Origin of the sequence: Streptomyces sp. NBC_01689, from assembly GCF_036250675.1 — a bacterium.
Taxonomy (GTDB): Bacteria; Actinomycetota; Actinomycetes; order Streptomycetales; family Streptomycetaceae; genus Streptomyces.
The window spans coordinates 4,529,003-4,550,886 of record NZ_CP109592.1; the positions used below are offsets into that span (position 1 = coordinate 4,529,003).

The 21,884-nt window shown below is 71.3% G+C and carries 19 protein-coding genes and 1 pseudogene; 7 read left to right on the top strand and 13 right to left on the bottom strand.

Features of this window, described 5'->3' with window-relative positions; translation table 11 throughout:
* Positions 1-29 precede the first annotated feature (29 nt).
* From OG776_RS19240 to OG776_RS19255, 4 genes are all read right to left on the bottom strand, one after another.
* A complete protein-coding gene (locus tag OG776_RS19240; RefSeq protein ID WP_148009934.1) occupies positions 30-485 on the bottom strand; it encodes an Lrp/AsnC family transcriptional regulator in 456 nt (151 codons plus the stop codon).
* Positions 486-612: 127 nt separating this feature from the next.
* Positions 613-1,296, bottom strand: a complete 684-nt coding sequence (locus OG776_RS19245; RefSeq protein WP_148009933.1) for a UbiX family flavin prenyltransferase — start codon at positions 1,294-1,296, stop codon at positions 613-615.
* 31 nt (positions 1,297-1,327) lie between these two features.
* Positions 1,328-2,230 (bottom strand): menaquinone biosynthesis prenyltransferase MqnP, encoded by a 903-nt coding sequence (gene mqnP, locus OG776_RS19250; RefSeq protein WP_148009932.1) that lies wholly within the window; start codon positions 2,228-2,230, stop codon positions 1,328-1,330.
* Positions 2,227-3,678, bottom strand: coding sequence for a menaquinone biosynthesis decarboxylase (locus tag OG776_RS19255; protein WP_148009931.1), 1,452 nt, complete (start codon positions 3,676-3,678; stop codon positions 2,227-2,229). The genes mqnP and OG776_RS19255 overlap by 4 nt, the downstream gene beginning before the upstream one ends.
* Before the next feature lie 153 nt (positions 3,679-3,831).
* On the opposite strand from OG776_RS19255, the gene OG776_RS19260 reads away from it, so the two are divergent.
* From OG776_RS19260 to OG776_RS19285, 6 genes and pseudogenes are all read left to right on the top strand, one after another.
* Positions 3,832-4,242 (top strand): PLD nuclease N-terminal domain-containing protein, encoded by a 411-nt coding sequence (locus tag OG776_RS19260; RefSeq protein WP_148009930.1) that lies wholly within the window; start codon positions 3,832-3,834, stop codon positions 4,240-4,242.
* A gap of 201 nt (positions 4,243-4,443) precedes the next feature.
* Complete coding sequence (locus OG776_RS19265; RefSeq protein WP_148009929.1) at positions 4,444-5,556, top strand: abortive phage infection protein; 1,113 nt, start codon at positions 4,444-4,446, stop codon at positions 5,554-5,556.
* Between the two features lie 93 nt (positions 5,557-5,649).
* Entirely contained in the window at positions 5,650-6,120 is a 471-nt protein-coding gene (locus OG776_RS19270) for a nucleoside deaminase (RefSeq protein ID WP_329321846.1), read from the top strand.
* Positions 6,121-6,123: 3 nt separating this feature from the next.
* A pseudogene (locus OG776_RS19275) lies at positions 6,124-6,594 on the top strand (isopenicillin N synthase family dioxygenase); the annotation flags it as partial.
* Between the two features lie 141 nt (positions 6,595-6,735).
* Positions 6,736-8,832 (top strand): hypothetical protein, encoded by a 2,097-nt coding sequence (locus OG776_RS19280; RefSeq protein WP_329321848.1) that lies wholly within the window; start codon positions 6,736-6,738, stop codon positions 8,830-8,832.
* Between the two features lie 34 nt (positions 8,833-8,866).
* Complete coding sequence (locus OG776_RS19285) at positions 8,867-10,411, top strand: ABC transporter substrate-binding protein (protein WP_329323732.1); 1,545 nt, start codon at positions 8,867-8,869, stop codon at positions 10,409-10,411.
* 35 nt (positions 10,412-10,446) lie between these two features.
* Here the strand turns inward: OG776_RS19285 and OG776_RS19290 are convergent, their stop codons facing one another.
* The 8 genes from OG776_RS19290 to hemL all read right to left on the bottom strand — a co-directional run bounded on the left by OG776_RS19290 (position 10,447) and on the right by hemL (position 18,873).
* On the bottom strand, positions 10,447-10,854 hold the full coding sequence (locus OG776_RS19290; protein WP_148009926.1) for a hypothetical protein: 408 nt from the start codon (positions 10,852-10,854) through the stop codon (positions 10,447-10,449).
* 58 nt (positions 10,855-10,912) lie between these two features.
* A complete protein-coding gene (gene ccsB, locus OG776_RS19295; protein WP_148009925.1) occupies positions 10,913-11,989 on the bottom strand; it encodes a c-type cytochrome biogenesis protein CcsB in 1,077 nt (358 codons plus the stop codon).
* Positions 11,986-13,845 carry a cytochrome c biogenesis protein ResB gene (resB, locus tag OG776_RS19300; RefSeq protein WP_148009924.1) on the bottom strand — a complete coding sequence of 620 codons (1,860 nt, stop codon included), beginning with the start codon at positions 13,843-13,845 and terminating at the stop codon, positions 11,986-11,988. The genes ccsB and resB overlap by 4 nt, the downstream gene beginning before the upstream one ends.
* Positions 13,846-13,848: 3 nt before the next feature.
* A complete protein-coding gene (locus tag OG776_RS19305; protein ID WP_148010975.1) occupies positions 13,849-14,616 on the bottom strand; it encodes a cytochrome c biogenesis CcdA family protein in 768 nt (255 codons plus the stop codon).
* 51 nt (positions 14,617-14,667) lie between these two features.
* Positions 14,668-15,291: a TlpA family protein disulfide reductase gene (locus OG776_RS19310; protein ID WP_148009923.1), complete on the bottom strand. Its 624-nt coding sequence runs from the start codon at positions 15,289-15,291 to the stop codon at positions 14,668-14,670.
* 66 nt (positions 15,292-15,357) lie between these two features.
* Positions 15,358-16,674 carry a hypothetical protein gene (locus OG776_RS19315; RefSeq protein ID WP_148009922.1) on the bottom strand — a complete coding sequence of 439 codons (1,317 nt, stop codon included), beginning with the start codon at positions 16,672-16,674 and terminating at the stop codon, positions 15,358-15,360.
* Between the two features lie 172 nt (positions 16,675-16,846).
* Complete coding sequence (locus OG776_RS19320; protein WP_148009921.1) at positions 16,847-17,560, bottom strand: histidine phosphatase family protein; 714 nt, start codon at positions 17,558-17,560, stop codon at positions 16,847-16,849.
* Positions 17,557-18,873, bottom strand: a complete 1,317-nt coding sequence (gene hemL / locus OG776_RS19325; RefSeq protein WP_148009920.1) for a glutamate-1-semialdehyde 2,1-aminomutase — start codon at positions 18,871-18,873, stop codon at positions 17,557-17,559. Before hemL ends, OG776_RS19320 begins: the two co-directional genes overlap by 4 nt.
* 139 nt (positions 18,874-19,012) lie before the next feature.
* Between hemL and OG776_RS19330 the strand changes: the two genes are divergently transcribed.
* Entirely contained in the window at positions 19,013-19,699 is a 687-nt protein-coding gene (locus OG776_RS19330; protein ID WP_187285671.1) for a hypothetical protein, read from the top strand.
* 312 nt (positions 19,700-20,011) lie between these two features.
* On the opposite strand, the gene OG776_RS19335 is transcribed toward OG776_RS19330, so the two are convergent.
* On the bottom strand, positions 20,012-21,826 hold the full coding sequence (locus OG776_RS19335) for an APC family permease (protein WP_148009918.1): 1,815 nt from the start codon (positions 21,824-21,826) through the stop codon (positions 20,012-20,014).
* Between the last annotated feature and the right edge of the window lie 58 nt (positions 21,827-21,884).

Here is a 21,884-nt window from a genome sequence, read left to right on the forward strand (position 1 = left end):
CGGCGTGGCAGGCCGTGCCCGCCGCGGCCCTACTCCTCCTCGGGCAGCTCCCCCACCCGGTTCTCCCACTTCGTGGAGAGCACGATCGTCGTACGGGTCCTGGAGACGCCCTTCGTGCCCGACAGCCGCCGGATGGTCTTCTCCAGGCCGTCCACGTCGCTCGCCCGCACCTTGAGCATGAACGAGTCGTCGCCCGCGATGAACCAGCAGTCCTCGATCTCGCCGAGGTCCCGCATGCGGTGGGCCACGTCCTCGTGGTCGGCCGCGTCGGAGAGCGAGATGCCGATCAGGGCGGTGACGCCGAGACCGAGCGAGGCGGAGTCGACGGTGGCGCGGTAGCCGGTGATGACGCCGGCCGCCTCCAGCCGGTTGATGCGGTCGGTGACGCTGGGCCCCGACAGACCGACGAGACGGCCCAGCTCGGCGTAGGAGGCTCTGCCGTTCTCTCTCAGTGCCTGGATGAGCTGCCTGTCCACCGCGTCCATGCGATCGCTAGCCTTCCGCTGAGGTGTGTGGGTCCTGAAGTGTGTGAAGTCCGCTGGGTCGTGCGAGGTCGTGCGGTCCTGCGAGGTGGTGCCGGCCCGGTGCCGAAGGGGGAGCGGGCGCCGGGGCTCAGGTCGCGCGGGAGCCACCGCCGAGTTCGCCCTCCCACCGGCGGTACAGCCGGTGTTCGACGCCCGCCGCGTCCAGCACCCGCCCGGCGACGAAGTCGACGAGGTCCTGGATGTGCGTGGCGCCCGCGTAGAAGGCGGGCGAGGCGGGCAGTACGGTCGCGCCCGCGTCGTCCAGCGCCACCAGGTGACGCAGCGTCTGCCCGCTCAGCGGGGTCTCGCGCACCGAGACGACCAGCCGGCGCCCCTCCTTCAGGGTCACGCTCGCGGCGCGCTGGAGCAGGTCCTTCGACAGGCCGAGGGCGACCCCCGCCACACAGGCCGTGGAGGCGGGCACGATGAGCATGCCCTTGGCGGGGTACGACCCCGAGGAAGGTCCCGCCGCCAGGTCGCCCGCGCTCCAGTGCCGCACGGCGTCGAGGTGTTCCTCGGAGGAGTCGAAGGTGCCCGGCTTGCCGTCGGCGCCCCGCGCGAGCCATTCCCGCAGGTCGTCCCGCCAGTGCGCGTCACGGAAGGGGAGTCCGGTCTCGTCGAGGAGGGTGAGCCGCGAGGCCCGGCTGACGACCAGGTCGACGCTCTCGCCCGCCGCCAGCAGCGCACGCAGCACGGCCGCGGCGTACGGCGTACCCGACGCGCCGGACACCCCCACGATCCAAGGCCGGCGCTGCGTCTGTCCTGGCTTCATGGTGTCGAGGGTATCCGGCGGCTGTCGGGATTCAGACCGTGAGGCCGCGGACCAGCAGATCGAGCAGGGCGCAGACGAACAGCGCGATGCCGATGAATCCGTTGACGCTGAAGAACGCGCGGTTCAGCCGGGACAGGTCGTGGGGCTTGACGATGCTGTGTTCGTAGAGGAACGCTCCGGCGACGATCACCAGGCCGAACCAGAAGAAGGCACCGGCGCCGGTGGCGAGCGCGTACCAGACGAAGAGCGCCGTGGTGACGGCGTGGCAGACCCGCGCCCCGCGGACGGCGGCGGGGATGCCGAAGCGCGCGGGGACGGACATGACACCGACCTCGCGGTCCGTCTCGACGTCCTGGCAGGCGTAGATCAGGTCGAAGCCGCCGATCCAGACGCCGACCGCGAGTCCCAGGATCACCGCGTTCCAGGACCATTCGCCGCTGATGGCGAGCCAGCCGCCGACCGGGCCCATCGCCTGCGCGAGTCCGAGGATGGCCTGCGGGAAGTTCGTGAACCGCTTGCCGTAGGGGTAGACCACCATCGGGATCACGGCGACGGGCGCCAGCGCCAGACAGAGCGGGTTGAGCAGGGCCGCCGCGCCCAGGAAGAAGACCAGGGCGACCAGCGCGCCGGTCCAGGCGTGCTTCACGCTCATCGCGCCGGTGACCAGTTCGCGGTGGGCGGTGCGGGGGTTGCGGGCGTCGATCTCGCGGTCGATGATCCGGTTCGCCGCCATCGCGAAGGTGCGCAGCCCGACCATCGCGACGGTCACCAGGAGCAGCCGGCCCCAGTGGATGTTCTCGTCCAGTTCGTACATCGCGGTGAGCGCGGCGATGTACGCGAAGGGCAGCGCGAACACCGAGTGCTCGATCATGACGAGGCGCAGGAACGCCTTGGTGCGGCCCGGCTGCGGGAGCGCCGCGGAAGCTGAACTCACAGCCCGTACTCCTTCCAGCGACGGTCGACCGTCGCTGCCGTCTGCGGGTCGGACAGCACCATCTCGGGCCAGCCGCCGTCCCGGGTGTAGCCCTCCTCGGGCCATTTCCTGGTCGCGTCGATACCCGCCTTGCCGCCCCAGAACTGCTGGTAGGAGGCGTGGTCGAGGTGATCGACGGGACCCTCCACGACCGTGAGGTCACGGGAGTAGTCGGTGTTGCCCAGGGCCCGCCACGCGACCTCGTGCAGATCGTGGACGTCGCAGTCCGAGTCGACGACCACGATGAGTTTCGTGAGGGACATCATGTGGGCGCCCCAGACGGCGTGCATCACCTTCTGGGCGTGCTTCGGGTACTTCTTGTCGATCGCGACGATCGCGCAGTTGTGGAAGCCGCCCGCCTCGGGCAGGTGGTAGTCCACGATGTCCGGCACGATGATCTTCAGCAGGGGGAGGAAGAAGCGCTCGGTGGCCCGGCCCAGCGGGCCGTCCTCGGTCGGGGGGCGTCCCACGACGATGGACTGGAGCAGCGGCCGCTTCCGCATGGTGACGCAGTCGATGGTCAGCGCCGGGAAGGGCTCCTGCGGGGTGTAGAAACCGGTGTGGTCGCCGAACGGGCCCTCGGGCAGCGTCTCGCCCGGTTCCAGCCACCCCTCCAGGACCACCTCGGCCTGCGCGGGCACCTGGAGCGGAACGGTCTTGCAGTCCACCATCTCGATCCGCTTGCCCTGGATGAACCCGGCGAAGAGGTACTCGTCGATGTCACCGGGCAGCGGAGCGGTGGAGGCGTACGTCACGGCGGGGGGACAGCCGAAGGCGATCGCGACGGGCAGCCGCTCCCCCCTGCGCGCGGCAACCTGGTAGTGGTTGCGGCTGTCCTTGTGGATCTGCCAGTGCATGCCGATGGTCCGCTTGTCGTGGCGCTGCAGGCGGTAGAGCCCGAGGTTGCGGGTGCCGCTCTCGGGGTCCTTGGTGTGGGTCAGCCCGAGGTTGAAGAAGGAGCCGCCGTCCTGGGGCCAGGTGAAGAGGGCGGGCAGCGCGTCGAGGTCGACGTCGTCGCCGCGCAGGACGACCTCCTGCACCGGTGCCTCCTTGACCTTCTTCGGCGGTACGTGGGCCATCGCGCCGAGTTTCCCGAAGGCCTCGCGCACTCCCACGAAGCCGTGCGGCAGTTCGGGCCGGAGCAGTCCGCCGATCTTGTCGGAGATCTCGCCGTACGACTTCAGTCCGAGGGCCTTCAGCAGGCGCCGGTCGGTCCCGAAGACGTTCATGGCGAGCGGCATGGCGGAGCCGCGCACGTTCTCGAAGAGCAGCGCGGGGCCACCCGCCTTCTGCACACGGTCGACGATCTCCCCCACCTCCAGGTAGGGGTCCACCTCGGCCTTGATGCGCTTGAGGTCGCCCTCGCGCTCCAGTGCCCGCAGCAGGGAGCGAAGATCGTCGTAAGCCATGCGTTCCAGTATCGCCGAGGCCCTGACGGCGACTGCGTGCGCCCCACCGTCGCCGGGCGGGCGGGGGCCGCCCGGCGGCGCCAACCGCTACCCTGGCCGCGTCACCGGGGCCGTGTGCCGCCCCGCCACCGCTCACTGGGGGACCGTTCGGCCATGCTCAGGTATCTGCCCTTCCTGCTGGTCCTGGCGCTGTGGATCTACGCCTTCATCGACTGTCTGAACACCCCCGAGGAAGAGGTCCGCGGGCTGCCGAAGGTGGTGTGGGTGATCATCATCCTGCTCTTCGGCGAGGTGCTGGTCGGACCGGTCGCCTGGCTCGTCGCCGGCCGCACGCGGCGCGGGGGCCAGGCGGGCGCCGCCGGGTGGCGCCGCGAGCAGGGCACGCCGTACGTCGCCCCCGACGACAACCCGGAGTTCCTCGAATCGCTCAGGACCGGGAAGGCCGAGCGGCCGGACCGTGACGAGGCACTCCTGAAGGACTGGGAGGCCGACCTGCAGCGCCGCGAGGAGGAGCTGCGGAGGCGGGAGCGGCGGAGCGGGCCCGACGACGAGCCGCGGGACTGACGAACCCCCGGCTTCTCCCCACGCTCTCGGTGGTCCCCTGGTTCCGGGTGCTTCCCACGTCCTCCGCGCGCCTCCGTCGGCCGATGCTCCGTGCAGGCCGTCACGCCTCATACCTTCGGCCGCCGCCCGTAGACCATCGGCGGACGGCGTGGCGGCGGCCCGCTTCCCAGACTGGGGTGGGAGACGACACGGGGAGGCGCGATGCGGGAGATCAGCAGGGCACGGTTCCTGGGAATGGCCGCGGCGGGGACCGCGGCGGCGGTGCTGCCGGCGGGACGGGCCGGGGCGGCGACGGGCGGCCGCGGACTCACCTACCGGGGCGCGGTCTACGAGGTGGCGGACGGGGAGACGCCCGGCACCTCGTGGAGCGCCCGGCGCATGCGCGGTGACCTGCGCGCCCTCGCGCACGACCTGCACGCCAACTCGGTCAAGGTCACCGGCGACGGCGTCGAACGGCTCGCCGCCACGGCAGCCGAGGCGGCGGAGCGGGGCCTGCACGTCTGGCTCGAACCGACCCTCGGCGACGTGCCCGAGCGGGACATCCTCGACCATCTCGCGGAGACGGGCCGCTGCGCGGAGCGGCTGCGAGGGCAGGGGGCCGGGGTGCACCTCAGCGTGGGGTGCGAGTTCCTGCTGTACGTGCCCGGGATCGTGCCCGGCGCCGACGCCGAGGAGCGCATCGACAACCTCCTCAAGGGCGCGTACGACCCCGTGGCGACGGCGCGGCGCCTGCGCCGCTTCACCGCCCGGGCGGCGGGCGTGGGCCGCTCCGTCTTCCGGGGGCGGCTGACGTACGCCGCCGCGCAGGACGAGGACGTGGACTGGCGGCTCTTCGACCTCGTCGGCCTCGACTACTACGGGTTCTTCCGGCACCGGGACGGCTACGTCCGCGATCTCGCCCGGTACACCCGGTTCGGGAAGCCCGTCGCCGTCATGGAGTTCGGCTGCTGCACCTTCGAGGGGGCACCGGAGCGCGGCGGCATGGGGTGGGACGTCGTCGACCGCACCAAGGAGCCGCCGGAGATCGAGGAGGGCATCGTGCGCAGCGAACACGCGCAGGCCGCCTATCTGACGGAGGTTCTCTCGGTGTTCGAGTCGATGGGCCTGTACTCGGCGATGGCGTACACCTTCGTCACCCCGGACGCCCCGCACCGCCCCCACGATCCGCGCCACGACCTCGACACCGCGAGCTACGCCCTGGTCAAGTCGGTCGAGGACCGACGGCCCGGCGCCCCGCACACCGCAGGCCCGCACCGGGAGCCGAAGGAGTCCTTCCACGCGCTGGCCCGGCAGTACGCGCGCCACTGCCGCTGACGGTCCGTCCGCGCCCGGGCCGCCGGGTCCGGGCCGCTGGGTCCGGGCCCGTCGCGCGTTGCCCTCGCGCGCCGGCCACAGGAGAGTGGACCCATGGAGCGCATCGATCAGACAGTGGGCCCGGCACGGGCCCGCGCGTGGCTCGCCACCGCCGTCGAGGAGGCCCGCGCCGGGCTCGCGGAGGGCGGTATCCCCATCGGCGCCGCGCTGTACGGCGCGGACGGCACCCTCCTCGGGCGCGGCCGCAACCGGCGCGTCCAGGACGGCGATCCGTCCATGCACGCGGAGACCGCGGCCTTCCGCGCCGCCGGACGGCGTCGGACCTACCGCGGTACCACCATGGTGACCACCCTCTCGCCGTGCTGGTACTGCAGCGGCCTGGTCCGGCAGTTCGGCATCTCCCGGGTCGTGATCGGGGAGGCCGGGACCTTCCACGGCGGCCACGACTGGCTGGCCGAGCACGGGGTGGAGATCGTGCGGCTGGACGATCCCGGGTGCGCGGCCATGATGCGCGACTTCGTGGCGGAGAACCCGGACCTGTGGAACGAGGACATCGGTGAGTGACGGCCGGGCCCCTCGCCGGCCGGAGCCCCCGGGCTGCGGGACCTGTGCGAGGAGTACCTGACCCGGATGGCCGGACTGGCGAACCACCTGCTCGCCCTCCTCGGCGAGGCCCTCGGGCTGGAACCGGACTTCTTCACCCGGCACATGGACCACCCGACGTACGGCTTCACCATCAACTGGTATCCGGGGCGGGAGGTCGTGGGCACGCCCGGGCCGAACCGGTTCCGGATCGGCCCGCACACGGACTTCGGCACCGTCACCCTCCTGGACCGGCAGGCGGGCCGGGGCGGGCCGCAGGTCTTCACGGACGCGGACGCGCCCGTCGAGGAGCTGATGTCGCTGGTCTACTTCGGCGAGTGCACACCGGGGACGGTGGTGGAGTCCGTACCCGCTCCGGTGGGACGCGTCGCGTACCCGCCGGTCGACTCCCACACCTGTCTGCGGGCCAAGCTCGATTCGATCACTGTGGACTAGCCGCGGGAAAGGACACGGAAGAATTCCGTAACCAAACGGACATCACGCACCCTAGTCCGAAGCAACTCCCCCTTTTTACACTGGTATTGATACACCTCACAGCAGCACAGGCAGGACCGGACCGCGCCAGGGGGAGATGCGGTGCACAGAGGGCTGCACGGACGAGGGGCGCTGTTCGACACCGAGCCGCCCGGTCTCGCCTCACGTCTCGTCGGGCTGCGCCCGTACCAACTGCGCACGGTCCCGGTCGAGCACCCGAAGGAACCGCCCTTCGTGGTGTTCACCGGCGGCCGGGGGCAGGGCAGGAGCGCGGTCCTGCACGAGCTGCGGGAGGCCTACCGCGGCCATACACCTGTCGCGCTCGTGGACGGTGAGGACCGGCAGTTCACCGCTCCCCCGCCCGAACGGCCCCCGGAGTCCTGGTCGCCGGTCGGGCAGGCGCTCACCACCATCGCGGAGCAGCTCGCCGAACCGGTGACCGGCGCGGGCCGGATCGGCTTCCCGCGGCTGGCCTCCGGGCTGCTCGCGGTGGCGGCGGGCGGCTGGAGCGACCGCGACGTGCCACGCATCCGGCAGGAGGCGGAGCGCATCCTGCTCCTGAACGAGACCGGCTCACGGCTGTCGGGGTTCGCCGGCCGCTGGGTGAGCAAGGTCGTCGCCAAGCTCATCGCCTCGATGAGCAGCACGGGACCGGTCGTGGAGCCGATCATCGAGGCGACCCTGGAGGCCTTCGCCGAGGGGATCGCCCCCACCCACCGCAGGCTGCGCCGGGCCGCCACCTGGTACCGCGACTATCCGAACGCCGGCGGCAACGCCAAACTCGGACTGATCCTGCTCTCCGCGCACTTCCGGGCCGGCGGCGACTCCCGCGCCCACGCCGAACGCCATCTCGTACGGGCCCTGCTGGCCGATCTCGACGACGCCTACGCGGGGGTCGTGCAGCGCTCGCACCGGCCGGGCCGGCCGGTGGTCCTGATCGACAACGTGCAGGAGCCGGCCGGCCTCGGGCTGCTGGAACCCGTGCTGCGGGACCGCGCCGACGGCATCGCCGACCAGGTCGTCCTCTGCGCCGCCCTGCGCGGCGACTCCCACCCGGCGCTGCGCAACGCGGCCCGGCGCACCCTGCCCGAGGTGGTCCGGCACACCGGCTGGGAGCCGGGCACCTCGCCGTCCTCCCGGGCCCTGCTCCTCGCCCTGCCGCCGCTGACGCCGGACGACACCCTGCACCTGCTGGGGAGCGCCGCCCAGGGCCTCGACGTGCCACCGCATCTTCCGCACGCCACCCACCGGCTCACCGGCGGCAGCCCGCTCGGCGTGACCCTCCTCGCGGAGTCCGCCCGGCAGAACCTGCCCCGCGGGGCCGCCTCGCTCGGCCCGCTGCTCACCGCGGACGTCGTCGTCCATGAGGACCGCGACGGCCGCCCCACCTATCTGGAACTGCTGGACCGGCTGGTGCCCGGCGGCCGGCTCGACGAGCTGACCGTGCTCGCCGCCGCCCACGACCGGGACTCCGCGTGCGCCCTCGCGGCGGTCCGCCTCCCGGACGACTTCGGCGCCTCGGGCGTCCTCGACCTGGAGGAGCGGCTCGCCCGGGAGGGCCTGCCCGCGACCGCCGGACAGTTCGTGGGCGACCCGTTCCTGCGCGCGCTGCTCCTGCTGCGCCTGCACCACGCCGACCCGGACCACGAACGGTGGCGTGCCGTGCACCGCACCCTCGTCGGCCACTACGCCGACGGGGACCGGCCCGACCGGGACCGCTACCGGCTGTACCACGAACTCGCCCTGGGGAACACGGACTCGGCGGTGGCGCACTTGCGGGGCGCATTCCCGCGCGCCGACGCCGGGAGCTGGCTGGCGACGCTGCTCTTCATCGCGTCCGCGCCGTACTTCCACGCCCATGGCCCGGACGGCCACGACCGCCGGGCGGGGCATGACGACCGGGCGTCGATCGCGCTCGGCCGCACGGACGCCGCCCAGCTGCCGCCGGACAGCGTGGACCCCGTACTGCATCTGCGGGTACGGCGGCTGCTGCACGCCGTCTGGCAGCTGACCGATCCGCTGGTGCTGCCGGACCCGAAGGTGGGGGACCGGCTCCGTTTCGAGCTGGAGCAGTTGTCGAACCTGCGGCCCGCGGGCAACCCGCTGCTCTGGCGGGCCTCGCGGGAGTGGCCGGCGGACGCGCTGGCCGGACGCCCACTGCGGGTCCCCGACGACGAGAACGGCACCGGGGATCAGTGAGGCCGGGGGAGATCACACGGGACGGGGACGCATGATGACGCGTTGGTGGCGATGGCTGCGCGAGGACGTCTGGGAGATCCGGTTCCGCCGGTACGTGGCGCTGGCCCTGGCCGCCGTCCTGGTGGGCCTCGGCGTGTGGGGCGGTATGACGGCCGCCAAGGAGAATCGGTCCTGCGCCCCGGGGGTCGTCCGGCCCGAGGGCAGCGACGAGTGCGTGGGTGTCTCCTGGACCACGTACGCCTTCGGCCGGTCGCGGTTCACCGACACCGTACGGGCGATCCACCGGGAGAACGCCCGCCTGAAGCCCGGCAGTTACGTCACCGTCGCCCTGCTGGAGCCCTTCACCGCGACCGACGCCGACAACCTGGGCGACGTGCTGCACGAACTGCAGGGCGCCTATCTCGCCCAGTACCAGGCGAACCACGACACCACCGGGCTGAAGCCGAAGATCCGTCTGGTGCTGGCCAACCCCGGTTCCACCGGCACGCACTGGAAGTACACGGTGGACCGGCTGGCACGGATGGCGAAGGGGCCCGACCGGCTGCGCGCGGTGACCGGGGTCGGTCAGAGCACCGACAACAACAAGCGGGCGGTGGCGGAGCTGACCGCGCGGGGCATCCCGGTGATAGGGAGTTCGATCACCGCCGACGACCTCGCCAACGGGCAGGACGGCAAGGACCCCTTCCCCGGCCTCGCCCGGGTCTCCCCGACCAACACGGACGAGGCCCGTGCGCTCGCCTCCTTCGCCAGGGTCTCGGCCGTCAACGCCTTCCTGGTCTACGACCGCACGGGCGACCCCTACACGCGCACGCTGCAGGGGTCCTTCGAGAAGATGCTCAAGGGCTCGCGCTACGAGGCCCAGCCCTTCACCCCGCCCGCCGACCGCAGCAAGGAGGGCAGCACCTCCAACGTCTTCGCGCAGATCACCAACATCCTGTGCAACACCCCGGCCGGTACCGACACCGTCCTGTTCGCCGGGCGCCACACCCAGCTGCGCCAGTTCATCAACACCCTGGGCCAGCGCGGCTGCCACGACCGGCGGTTCACCGTCCTCACCGGCGACGAGGGTTCGTACCTCGCCGGGGACCGGGACCTCGATCCGGCCGCCCTCAAGGATCCGCTGCTGACCGTGCGGTACACGGCTCTCGCCCATCCGGACGCCTGGTCGGGCGACACCCCGCGGACCGGGGGCGGCGTGACCGACGCGCGGACCCTGCGGGCCCTGCTCGGTGACGCCGCGAAGGAACCGGTCGGTCCCGTCGGCCCGATCGCGCTGGACGACGGGCAGTTGATCATCGCCTACGACGCGATGCGGCTCGCCGTGCGGGGCATCCGCGGGGCGTCGCCGACCGGGAGGATTCCCGCCCTCGCGGACGTGGGCCTCCAGTGGCCGCAGGTCAAGGGCAGGGAGCTGCGGGTGAACGGGGCGAGCGGGTGGATCTGCCTGGACGCGCACGGCAACCCGTACGACAAGGCCGTCCCGATCGTGCAGCTGACCCCGGAGTCCCGCGCCCGCTTCGTGAAGATCGCGTGGCCCGAGGGGAAGCCGCCGGCGAAGGAGTGCCTGCCACCGTCGTGACGGCCCGTCCGCCGTCGCCGTGACGAGGCCGGCGCCTAGTCCGTCAGGAGGGTCAGCAGCCGTTCGAAGCGGATCCGCCACGGTCCGGGCTCGTAGTCGCCCTCGTAGGTGTGGGTGAACCGGAGGGTGGTGCCGGAGCCGGTACCGCCGGGCGGCGCGGGCTCCAGATGGAACCGGACCCGGCCGCGGCCCTCGATCGTGTACTCGGCGACGCGCTCGACGTCCCAGGCGGTGATCCGCCCGGCGCCGAGCCCGCGCAGGTCGACCGCCCCGCCGAGCCGCGGCTCGAACACCTCCGCGCGCGCCAGCCATCCCACGAGTCCCCCGGGGGTGGCCATCGCCGCCCAGACCCTGTCCACAGGCTGGGGAAGACGCAGCAGCCAGTGCCGTACGCGCGTGTCCCCCCGGGTCTCGACGGCTCCCTCTTCGATGGTTCCGGTCATGACACCAGCGTGGCCCGGGGCGGAGGGTTCCGCACCCGTGCTCACGGCGGCGGGGGCGTCAGACGCCGGCGTAGGAGTGCTTGCCGGAGACGAAGATGTTGACGCCGTAGTAGTTGAAGAGGAAACACGCGAAGGCGATCAGCGCGATGTAGGCGGCCTTGCGGCCCTTCCAGCCGGCCGTGGCGCGAGCGTGCAGATAGCAGGCGTAGGCGACCCAGGTGATGAACGCCCAGGTCTCCTTCGGGTCCCAGCCCCAGTAGCGGCCCCACGCGTCGCCGGCCCAGATCGCGCCCGCGATGATCGTGAAGGTCCACAGCGGGAAGACGGCCGCGTTGATCCGGTAGGAGAACTTGTCGAGGGAGGCCGCGGAGGGCAGCCGCTCCATGACGGAGGTGGCGAAGCTCCCCGGCCGGCCACCGGCGGCCAGCTTGTTCTCGTAGGAGTCCTTGAAGAGGTACAGCAGGGTGCCGACCGCGCCCACGTAGAAGATCGCGCCGCAGAGGATCGCGGTCGAGACGTGGATGTAGAGCCAGTACGAGTGCAGGGCGGGGACCAGCTGGTCGCTGGCGGTGTACAGGACGGTGACGGCGAGCCCGAGATCGAGCAGGACCGTGGTGACCAGCGGCAGTCCCAGCCACCGGATGTTCTTCCCGGCCAGCAGGAACGCCAGGTACACGGTCACGGCGACAGCCGAGAAGGTGATGCTGAACTCGTACATGTTGCCCCACGGCGCACGCTGCACCGACAGGGCGCGGGCCACCACGCCGGCCGTCTCGACGGCCCAGGCGACCACGGTGAGAGACACCGCGATACGGCCGTACAGGTCACCCTGTTCGTCGCCGCCGTGCGCTCCCGGACCGTCGGGCACGTCCCGCGCGCCGGCCGCGGACCGGGTGACGACCTGGGGCCGTTCCAGGACCGTGGTACCGCCCGCCGACTTCACGGTGACCGCGGGAGCGGCCGCCCCGGGAGCGGCGGTGAGCGCGGCCGCCGTGCGGGCGACCTTGCTGCGGCTGCCGAAGATCCACTCGGCGATGTACGCGAAGAAGGCCAGGGTGTAGACGGCCATCGCGGAGTAGATCAGGGTGTTGCTGACGTTGGCGAGGTGTTCGTTGGTTGCGGTGGCGAGAGTCACTGCTTCTCAGCCCCTTCGGCGGCAGGTACGGCGTGCGGGTCGGGGTCGGTGGTGTCCGGATCGGCGCCCGGCTCGGCTTCGGGGTCTGTCCCGGTGCCGGGACCGTCGGTCTTGGTGGGTGCCTGTTCGTGCACGAGCGCGGCCAGGTCGCCGAGCTCCTCGGGAAGCCTCGCGGACTCGCTGCGGCCCAGGCCCGCCATCTCCACGACGGTCACGCCGTCGGCGCCCCTGGTGGCGCGCACCCATACCCGGCGGCGCTGGATGAAGAGCGAACCGGCGAGTCCGAGGATCGCCGTGAAGGCCCCGGCGAGCGCCCAGTCACTGCCGGGCTGCTGGGTGACCTGGAAGTTCGCCCACTGCTTGATGCCCTTGTCGAAGGTGATCGAGCCGGCACCGCCGGGCAGCTTCATGGTCTCGCCGGGCAGCAGACGCGCCTTGAGGATCTTGCCCTTGGCGTCCTTGAACTGCTTCATCTTGGACGTGTCGAGCTGGTAGACGTTCTGCGGGATGCCCGCGTCGACCCCGAGGCTGCCGTGGAACCCGGACAGCGCGAGCACCGGGAAGTCGAGCGCGGGGAACTGCGAGAACATCGTGCCCTTGCCCGCGCCCGCGAAGGTCGGCACGAAGAAGGCCGAGAAGCCGAGCTGTTCGGGCCGCCCCTGCGCGTCGCGGTAGCCGTCCATCACCTTGACCGCGCCCTGCGAGGTGACGTTCGAGTCGAGCGGCAGCATCGGTACGGCGTCGTGGAAGACGACCTCTCCCTTGCCGTCGCGGACCGTGACCACGGGCGCGTAGCCGTGGGCGGTGAGGTAGACCTTCGAGTCACCGATCTTCAGCGGCTCGTTGACCTTGACGACGGTCTTCCGTTCCTTGCCGTAGGCGCCCACGCTGTAGGTGACGGCCGCCTGGTACGTCCGCGGGGTGCCCTTGTTGGGACCGGTCCGCTCGTAGGTGCCCGTGAACTTCTTCAGGTCGAAGCTGAACGGCGTGAGGTCGTCGCTGCCGAAGAGGTTGCCCGACTTGAAGTCGTCGTACTGGGAGAGCGTGTTGGAGAAGCCGTCGCCCTCGACGATCAGCTTGTTGCCCTCGGACTTGAAGAGCTGGCCCCAGGCGAAGGCGACGAGCATCACGATGAGCGCGATGTGGAAGAGCAGGTTGCCGGTCTCGCGGAGGTAGCCCTTCTCCGCGGCGACCGCGTCCTTCGCGACGTGTGCCCGGAAGCGGCGCCGCCCGAGCACCTCGAGCGCGGCGGCGCGGACCTGCTCCGGCTCGGCGGCGGTGCGCCAGGTCGCGTACGCGGGCAGCCGGTCCAGCCGCCGCGGCGCGCCCGGCGGACGGCCGCGCAGCTGGCCGACGAACTGCCAGGTGCGGGGCACGATGCAGCCGATGAGCGAGACGAAGAGCAGGATGTAGATCGCCGAGAACCACACCGAGCTGTAGACGTGGAAGAGTCCCAGCCGGTCGTAGACCGGACCGAGGAGGGAGTGCGCGCTCTTGAAGTCCGCCACCTTCTGCGCGTCGGTCCCGGACTGCGGGATCAGCGATCCGGGGATCGCCCCGAGCGACAGCAGGAAGAGCAGGATCAGCGCGACCCGCATGGAGGTCAGCTGCCGCCAGAACCAGCGGGCCCAGCCGACGGCCTCACGGCCGGTCCAGGCCAGGGCGCCGGCGGCGCCGGGCGCCCGCATCCCGCCGAACGAGCCGGGCACGGCCGTGTCGACGGGCGCCGTGGACAGCTGCGAACCGGCCTCGCCGAGTTCGCCGTCGGCGCTCACCCCGATGTGCCGTTTGGCGGCCACCGGTCGCGCCGCCGTGCTACCGGTGCCGTCGTCGGTATCGGTGTCGGTCGTGCTCATCGATCAGATCCCTACCGTGAAACCGTTGGACCACGTCTGCATCTGCTGCACCAGACTGTCCCAGGCACCCGTCAGCAGGAGCACACCGGTCACGATCATCATGGTGCCGCCGATGCGCATGACCCAGACATAGTGGCGCTTGACCCAGCCGAAGGCACCGAGCGCCTTGCGGAAGGCGACAGCGGCGAGCACGAAGGGCACGCCGAGACCGAGGCAGTACGCGACGGTCAGTACGGCCCCGCGGCCCGCGCTCGCCTCGTTGGAGGAGAGCGCCAGCACGGAGGCGAGGGTCGGGCCGATGCAGGGCGTCCAGCCGATCCCGAACAGTGCGCCGAGCAGGGGTGCCCCGACCAGACCCGCCACCGGCCGCCGGTGGAAGCGGAACTCCCGCTGCGTCAGCCAGGGCATCATCCCCATGAAGAAGACGCCCATCAGGATCATGAGCACGCCGAGCACCTTGGACAGGGTGCCCTGCTGCCCGTAGAGCGTGGAGCCGAAGTACCCGAAGAGCGCCCCGCCGGAGACGAACACGGCGGTGAAGCCGAGCACGAACAGGCCGGCACCCGCGACCATCCGGCCCCGTCTGGCCTCCGCCAGATCCGTACCGGTGACGCCGGTCACGTAGGACAGATAGCCCGGTACGAGGGGCAGCACGCACGGGGAGAAGAAGGAGACGAGGCCGCCGAGCAGGGCGACGGGCACGGCGAGCAGCAGGGCCCCGCTGTAGACCGTCTCGTTGCGGCCCCCCACCTCGGCGAGGGTGGTCGTCAGGTGCGCGGACGTCGTGAGGTCGGCGGAGGCGGCGAGAAGGGACACGTCAGGTCACTTCTCCGCGATGATCGGGTCGAGCATCTCGCGCAGCTTGTCCTCACTGAGGGCCTGCAGCGTCCGCGCGGCGACCTTCCCGTCCCGGTCGATGACGAGCGTCGAGGGGATGGTCTGGGGGTTGAGCGTGCCCTTCTTGAAGCGGAGCATCAGCTTGCCCGTCGGGTCGTAGAGGCTCGGGTACGTGACCCCGAACTCCTTCTCGAAGGCGCGGGCGAGCGAGGTCTCGGAGTCGCGGGTGTTGATGCCGACGAACTGGACGCCCTTCGCCTCGGTGTCCTTGGCGACCTTGACGAAGTTCGGCGCCTCGGCCCGGCACGGCGGGCACCACGAGCCCCACACGTTCAGGACGACGACCTTGCCCTTGTAGTCCGCGACGTCGATCTTCCTGCCGTCGACGGTCGAGCCGGACAGGTCCGGGGCGTCGGTGCGCGAACCCTTCGCGACGGTGGAGATGCCGTCCTTGCCCGCGACGAAGTTGGTGTTGCCCGATCCCCCGGAGGTCCCCCCGGACGTGCACGCGGACAGGACGAGCGTGGCGGCGGCGGCCCCGGCGGTGAGCAGGACGGCGCGGCCACGGGTGCGGTTCGAGCGTGATTCGGCGCGACAGGCGGCACTCATGTGAAAAGTTTCGCATGCCCGTTTCGGGGATCTTCCGCACCCCCCTCGCGGGCGGGAAACACCATTTCAGGTGGTGCTGGCCGACCCGTCGGGCGAGGCGGTGGAGGAGGCGTCGCCGCCCTTGCCCGGGTCGCCGAGGAACGTCTTCCAGCCGCCGGCCGGCCGCTGGCCCACGTCGAGGGTCTGCAGCTTGGCCACGATCTCCGGCGGCTGCACGTCCAGCCAGTCCACGAACTGCCGGAAGGAGACGAGCCGCACGTCCCCGCCCTTCTCCTTCTCCCGGGCGATGTGCTTGAAGGCCTGCTCGACGGCGTCCATGTAGATGCCGCCGTTCCACTCCTCGAAGTGGTTGCCTATGAAGAAGGGCGCGCGGTTGGACTCGTAGGCCCGCCGGAATCCGGCGATGTAGGCCTCGGCCGCCTGCTTCCGCCAGCCCGGGTAGTTGTACGACGGCGCCTTCGTCGAGTTGACCGACTGGTTGGCGAGCATGTTGTAGTCCATGGACAGGACCTCGAAGCTGTGGCCCGGGAAGGGGACCGCCTGCAGCGGGAGGTCCCACAGTCCGTGGTTCTTCTGCGGCCAGCGCTGGCGCCCCCCGGGCGAGGAGGCGTCGTAGCGCCAGCCGAGTTCCTTCGCGGTGGGCAGCAGGTTGTTCTGGCCGAGCAGACAGGGGGTCCGGCCGCCCACGAGTTCCTTGTCGTAGTCGAACGGCAGGGCGGGCAGGTCGCTCCAGCCCGTGTTGGTCCGCCACTCCTTGACGAAGGACTTGGCCTGGTCTATCTCGCTGCGCCACTGGGCCGGCGTCCAGTTGGCGACGGTGCCGTGGCCGGAGCAGAAGTGGCCGTTGAAGTGCGTGCCGATCTCGTGGCCGTCGAGCCAGGCCTGCCGGACGCCGCCGAGGGTCGCCTTGACGTGCTCGTCGGTGAGGTAGCCGATGTCGGAGGCGCCGCGCGGGTTGTTCGGCGGCAGGTACTTGCGCTTCTTCGACTCGGGCAGCAGATAGAGCCCGGAGAGGAAGAAGGTCATGTGCGCGTCGTGTTCCTCGGCGAGCCGCAGGAACCGGGAGAAGAGGCCGGTGCCGACCTCCCCCGCGCCGTCCCAGGAGAAGACCACGAACTGCGGAGGGGTCTCACCGGGCTCCAGGGGCACCGGCGCCTGGGGCTGCTTCGGCTGCTTGCCGGTGAAGGAGGTGGAGCCGTCGCCTATCGGGCGCGCGGTGGGCTTGGGGGTGCCGGGCCGGGACGACCCGCCGGTCCTGCCCGGCCGTGCATCGCCCGCACCGCTCGAGGAGTCGTGGTCCGCGGTCCCGCACGCCGCGAGTCCGAGTGCCGCCGCGGCACCCGCTCCGAGGCCGATCATTCCCCTGCGGCTGATGTCCCGCATGCGGTCCCCATCTCCTTCGCGCCCTCTCAGCTGTCTCTCAGCAGACACATGATGAGAGGGCACGAAGCACGGATAGGTTCCGCTCACTCGCTCATTTGATCGTATTTTACGAAGATCGATCCGAGGGGCACACGTCCTGGTCACCGGACGTTCACCCGCGCCGCCGGAGCGGCTACGCGCCGAACGCCTTGCTCTTCCCCTTCACCGGCTTGGCGCCCGCGAGGAGATGGGACGGGACGAGATCCCGGGCGGGCTCGCTGTAACCGACCGAGACGATCTTGTCACCGCGGTAGGTGAAGCTCGTGAGGGACGCCAGCGTGCACTGCCGCTTGCGCGGGTCGTGCCACAACCGCCGCCGCTCGACGAAGGAACGCACGATCCAGATCGGCAACTGGTGGCTGACCAGGACCGCTTCATGACCGCGGGCCGCGTCCTTGGCGGCGTCCAGCGCCCCCATCATCCGGACGACCTGCTCCACGTAGGGCTCGCCCCAGGACGGCTTGAACGGGTTGACGAGGTACTTCCAGTTCTCGGGCCTGCGCAGCGCGCCGTCGCCCACCCCGAAGGTCTTGCCCTGGAAGACGTTCTCGGCCTCGATCAGCCGCCCGTCGGTGCCGAGGTCGAGTCCGTGCGCCTTGGCGATCGGGGTCGCGGTCTCCTGGGCCCGCTCCAGCGGGGAGGCGATCACCTGGGTGACGTCCCGCGACGCCAGGTGCTCGGCGACCCGGTCGGCCATCTGCCGCCCGAGCTCGGAGAGGTGGTATCCGGGCAGCCGCCCGTAGAGCACCCCGTCCGGATTGGCCACCTCGCCGTGCCGCATCACATGGACGACGGTGATGTCCTGACGCCGGCTCTCGCTCGTGCTCCCGGCCGTGCTCTCGCTCATTCAGTGGCCTCCGCCGCTGCCCGTGCCGCCGCCGGAAGGGCGTCGGCGATCCGCTGGATGGCCCGCTCGTCATGGGCCGTGGAAACGAACCACGATTCGAAGGACGAGGGCGGCAGGTAGACGCCCTGCGCCAGCATCGCGTGGAAGAACGCGGTGAACCGGAAGGACTCCTGTGCCTTCGCGTCCTCGTAGTCGCGCACCTCACGACCGGTGAAGAAGACCGAGAACATGTTGGAGGCGTTCTGCAGCCGGTGCGTCACACCCTCCTTGGTGAGCGCCTCGGTCACGAGCCCGCGGATCTGCGCGGAGACCGCGTCGACCGTCTCGTACGCGGCCTCGTCCAGCAGCCGCAGCTGCGCGAGTCCGGCGGCGGTCGCGACGGGGTTCCCCGAGAGCGTGCCCGCCTGGTACACGGGACCGGCGGGCGCCAGATGCCCCATGACGTCCTTGCGTCCGCCGAAGGCCGCGGCCGGGAAGCCGCCGCCCATGACCTTGCCGAAGGTCATCAGGTCGGGCCTGACCCCGTCGACGCCGAACCAGCCGGACCGGCTCGTACGGAACCCGGTCATGACCTCGTCCGAGATGAACAGGGCGCCGTTCTTCGCGCAGGCGTCCTTGAGCCCCTGGTTGAAGCCGGGACGCGGCGGCACGACACCCATGTTGCCGGGCGACGCCTCGGTGATCACGCAGGCGATCTCGCCCGGGTGCGCGTGGAAGGCGGCGTTGACGGCCTCGAGGTCGTTGTACGGAAGGACGATGGTGTCGCCGGCCTGGGCACCGGTGACACCGGGGGTGTCGGGCAGCGCGAAGGTCGCGAGGCCGCTGCCGGCCGCGGCGAGCAGCGCGTCCACGTGCCCGTGGTAGCACCCGGCGAACTTGATGATCTTGGGTCGCCCGGTGAACCCGCGGGCGAGCCGGATGGCGGACATCGTCGCCTCGGTCCCGCTGGAGACGAGGCGGACCTGCTCCACCGGCTCGACACGGGCGACGATCTCCTCCGCGAGCGCGACCTCGCCCTCACCCGGTGTGCCGAAGGAGGTGCCGCGGGCGACGGCCTCCTGGACGGCGGCGACGACCTCGGGCCGGGAATGACCGAGGATCATCGGCCCCCAGGAGCACACGAGGTCGACGTATTCCCTCCCGTCGGCATCGGTCAGGTATGGACCGTTTCCGGACACCATGAAGCGGGGCGTACCGCCCACGGCGCGGAAGGCGCGCACCGGAGAGTTCACGCCGCCCGGCGTGACGGCAGCCGCACGGTCGAAAAGAGTCTGCGAAACTGGGGCTTCGTACGGATAGCTCACACGGGCCATGGTGTCAGAGGCTTCGAAGATCCTGCGGACAGGTGTTTCAGCGTACGTTTCGGCGTGCGGCCGTGGGGGAGGTCACTGTCACGATGATCGGGTTGCGTGGCGGGGGTCGCGCGCCTTAGAAAAGCAGTCGGGTGGAGATATGCATCGCGGTGGCGGACTGGGCGAGGGGACCGATGACCTCGGTCCTCGGCGTGCCCGGCGGGGAAGGCACCGGCGCGAGGCGGAGGAAGCCGAGGCACGTCAGGCAATGGGCACGCCGGGATCGCAAGGGTCACAAGGATCACAGGGCGATCCTGAGCGGATCGACTCGTCGGCCCGTATGGACGGTATGGACTACACGGACCGCGGGGCAGACCGGCTCAGGGCAGGAAGCGGGAATGGTGGCCGGGTGGGGGTGACGTACAAATACTTCGGCGCACCGGACGGCGCGACCGCGGCCCGGGTGCCTATCTCCATGCGCCCCGAGGAACTCGGCGGCGACGAGCTCGGCATGAACGGCATGTTCACCAAGATCAAGCCGGAGACGATGGCCGCGATGGTCCTCACCGGTATCGAGGGCGTCCCGCTGCACAAGGTGCCCCCGCTGGAACTCGTCGTCCTCCACCCCGACTACGCCGTCGTGAAGCTCCCGATGACCGTCGTCGACCCGCTGCGCGGGATCGGCGAGGAGGCGGTGGGCGCGGCGGCGTTCATCTGGTCGACGGTGCCGGACCGGGGCGGGCCCCGGGACGCGTTCAACGTGTACCAGCTTCTCCACGAATGGCAGGATTTCAGCCACCGTCTGCATGAGGCGGGGCATCAGCCGTACTGCCTGGTGTGGCCCTGAGTCCCGGTCCGCGCCGACGCGGGGCGGGACCTCTGAGGTGAGCACGGACGGGCGGAACTCGCGGGTCCCGCCCCGCTGCCGTCCCTGGGGGCTGCGCCCCGGGACCCCCCTGGTCGCCCGAAGGGCTCGTCCTCGAGCGCCGGACGGGCTGAGGATGCGCGCCCACGCCGGAGAGATCACCTCCGGCCACCGGTCTTCGGCGTCGGCCGGCGCCCCCAGCCCGTCCGGCGCTCGCGGACGAGGCCGTCCAGGCCGAAGCGGGGGCCTGGGGGCGGCAGCCCCCGGACCTGAGCGCCCGGTTCGGGGGGACACTCAGACGTTCAGCCGGTACGGCACCACGCAGACGACCACGTCCGTCCGCGCCCGCAACACCGTGGCGAGCAGCAGCCCCCGCTGGTTCTGCAGAAGCTGGTAGCGCCGGTGGAGCGGTTCGACCTCGGGGATGAGGACGGCGATCTGCCGGCCTCCCTCCGCCGCCCGCCGGACGTACCCGACGATCGGTTCCACCAGCGACCGCTGCGGACTGTCGATGACGTCCAGCCGTACCCCCGGATTCCAGCGGTCCCAACTCTCCCTGAGCGCACGGACCTTGGCCGGATCGGCGTGCACGGCGACGGCGACGACCTCGTGGCCGAGGGCGAGCGCGGCCTGCAGCCCGTGCCGGGTGAGGCGGCTGACCTCGCCGACCGGGACGATGACGAGGGAGTCGGCGACGTCCAGCGGGGGCGGGGTCTCGCCGAGCCCGAGTTCCCGGCCGGCCTCCGTGTAGTAGCGCTGGACGCGGGAGAACAGCAGCATCAGCAGCGGCACGATGACGACCACCACCCAGGCCCCTTCCAGGAACTTGGTGGCCAGCAGGACGATCCCCGCCACGACCGTCAGCACCGCGCCGATCCCGTTGAGCACGGCGCGCGGCAGCCAGCGGCGCGGCCGCGTCCCCGCCCAGTGCCGCACCAGTCCGATCTGGCTGACGCTGAAGCCGATGAACACCCCGATCGCGAAGAGCGGGATCATACGGTGGGTGTCCGCGTCCACGGCGATCAGCAGCACCGCCGCGAGGAGGGCGAGGGACACCACTCCCCAGCGGTAGACCGGACGTTCCGCGCGCAGCCCGAAGAAGTGCGGCAGCCGGTGGTCCTTGGCGAGCAGGCTCATCAGGACGGGCAGTCCGCCGAAACTGGTGTTGGCGGCGAAGGCGAGGGCCAGGGTGACGACCAGGTTCGTGGCGTAGTACAGCCACCCCGTCCCGTACGCGCCCGCCGTGAGCTGCGCCAGTACGGTCACGCCGCCGCGCGGGGCCACCTGGTCGCGGCGGATCAGCAGCGCCATGCCGATCAGCATCAGCCCGAGCAGCGCGCCGAGCATCAGTTCGGTGCGCTGGGCGCGCTCGACCCGCGGATCGCGGAAGGAGGGCACCCCGTTGGCGATGGCCTCCACCCCGGTGAGCGCGGAGCAGCCGGAGGAGAACGCCTTGAGGAGCAGCAGGACGCCCAGTGCCTCGGTGGCGTGGACGGGCTGTTCGGTGCCCACGACGGCCACCGGGTGAGCGCGCAGCAGCCCGAGCACGACGATGCCGAGGATGCTCGCGACGAACAGCGCGGTGGGCAGCATCAGCACCCGGGCGCTGTCGGCGACGCCCCGCAGGTTCACGGCGGTGAGCAGGGCCAGGCCGATCAGGCAGATCGTGAGCAGGTGCGGGCCGAACGAGGGGAAGGCGGAGGCGAGACTCGCGGCGCCCGCCGCCAGACTGACGGTGACGGTGAGCACGTAGTCGACGACGAGGCTGGCGGCCGCGAGCAGGCTGACGGACGCCCCCAGGTCCTTCTTCGCCACCGCGTACGAGCCGCCCCCGCCCGGATGGACGGCGATCACCTGGCCGTACGACACCACCAGCACCGCGAGGAGCGCGGCGATGACCAGGGTCACCGGCAGGGTGGCGTTCAGGGCGCCCGTTCCGGCGGCGATCAGGACGAGCACGATCGCCTCGGGTCCGTACGCCACCGAGCTCAGCGCGTCGAGGGACAGTGCGGCGAGCCCCTCGATGCTGGTCAGGCGGGACTTGTCACCCTCTCCGTGCCGCAAGGGAACTCTCGGCCGCAGTTCGCGGCGGGCCAGTCCGTACGCCATCGAGGACCTCGCGATACAGGGTGGTTCCGAATGATTCGTCCCGTCCGGAGCCAGTGTG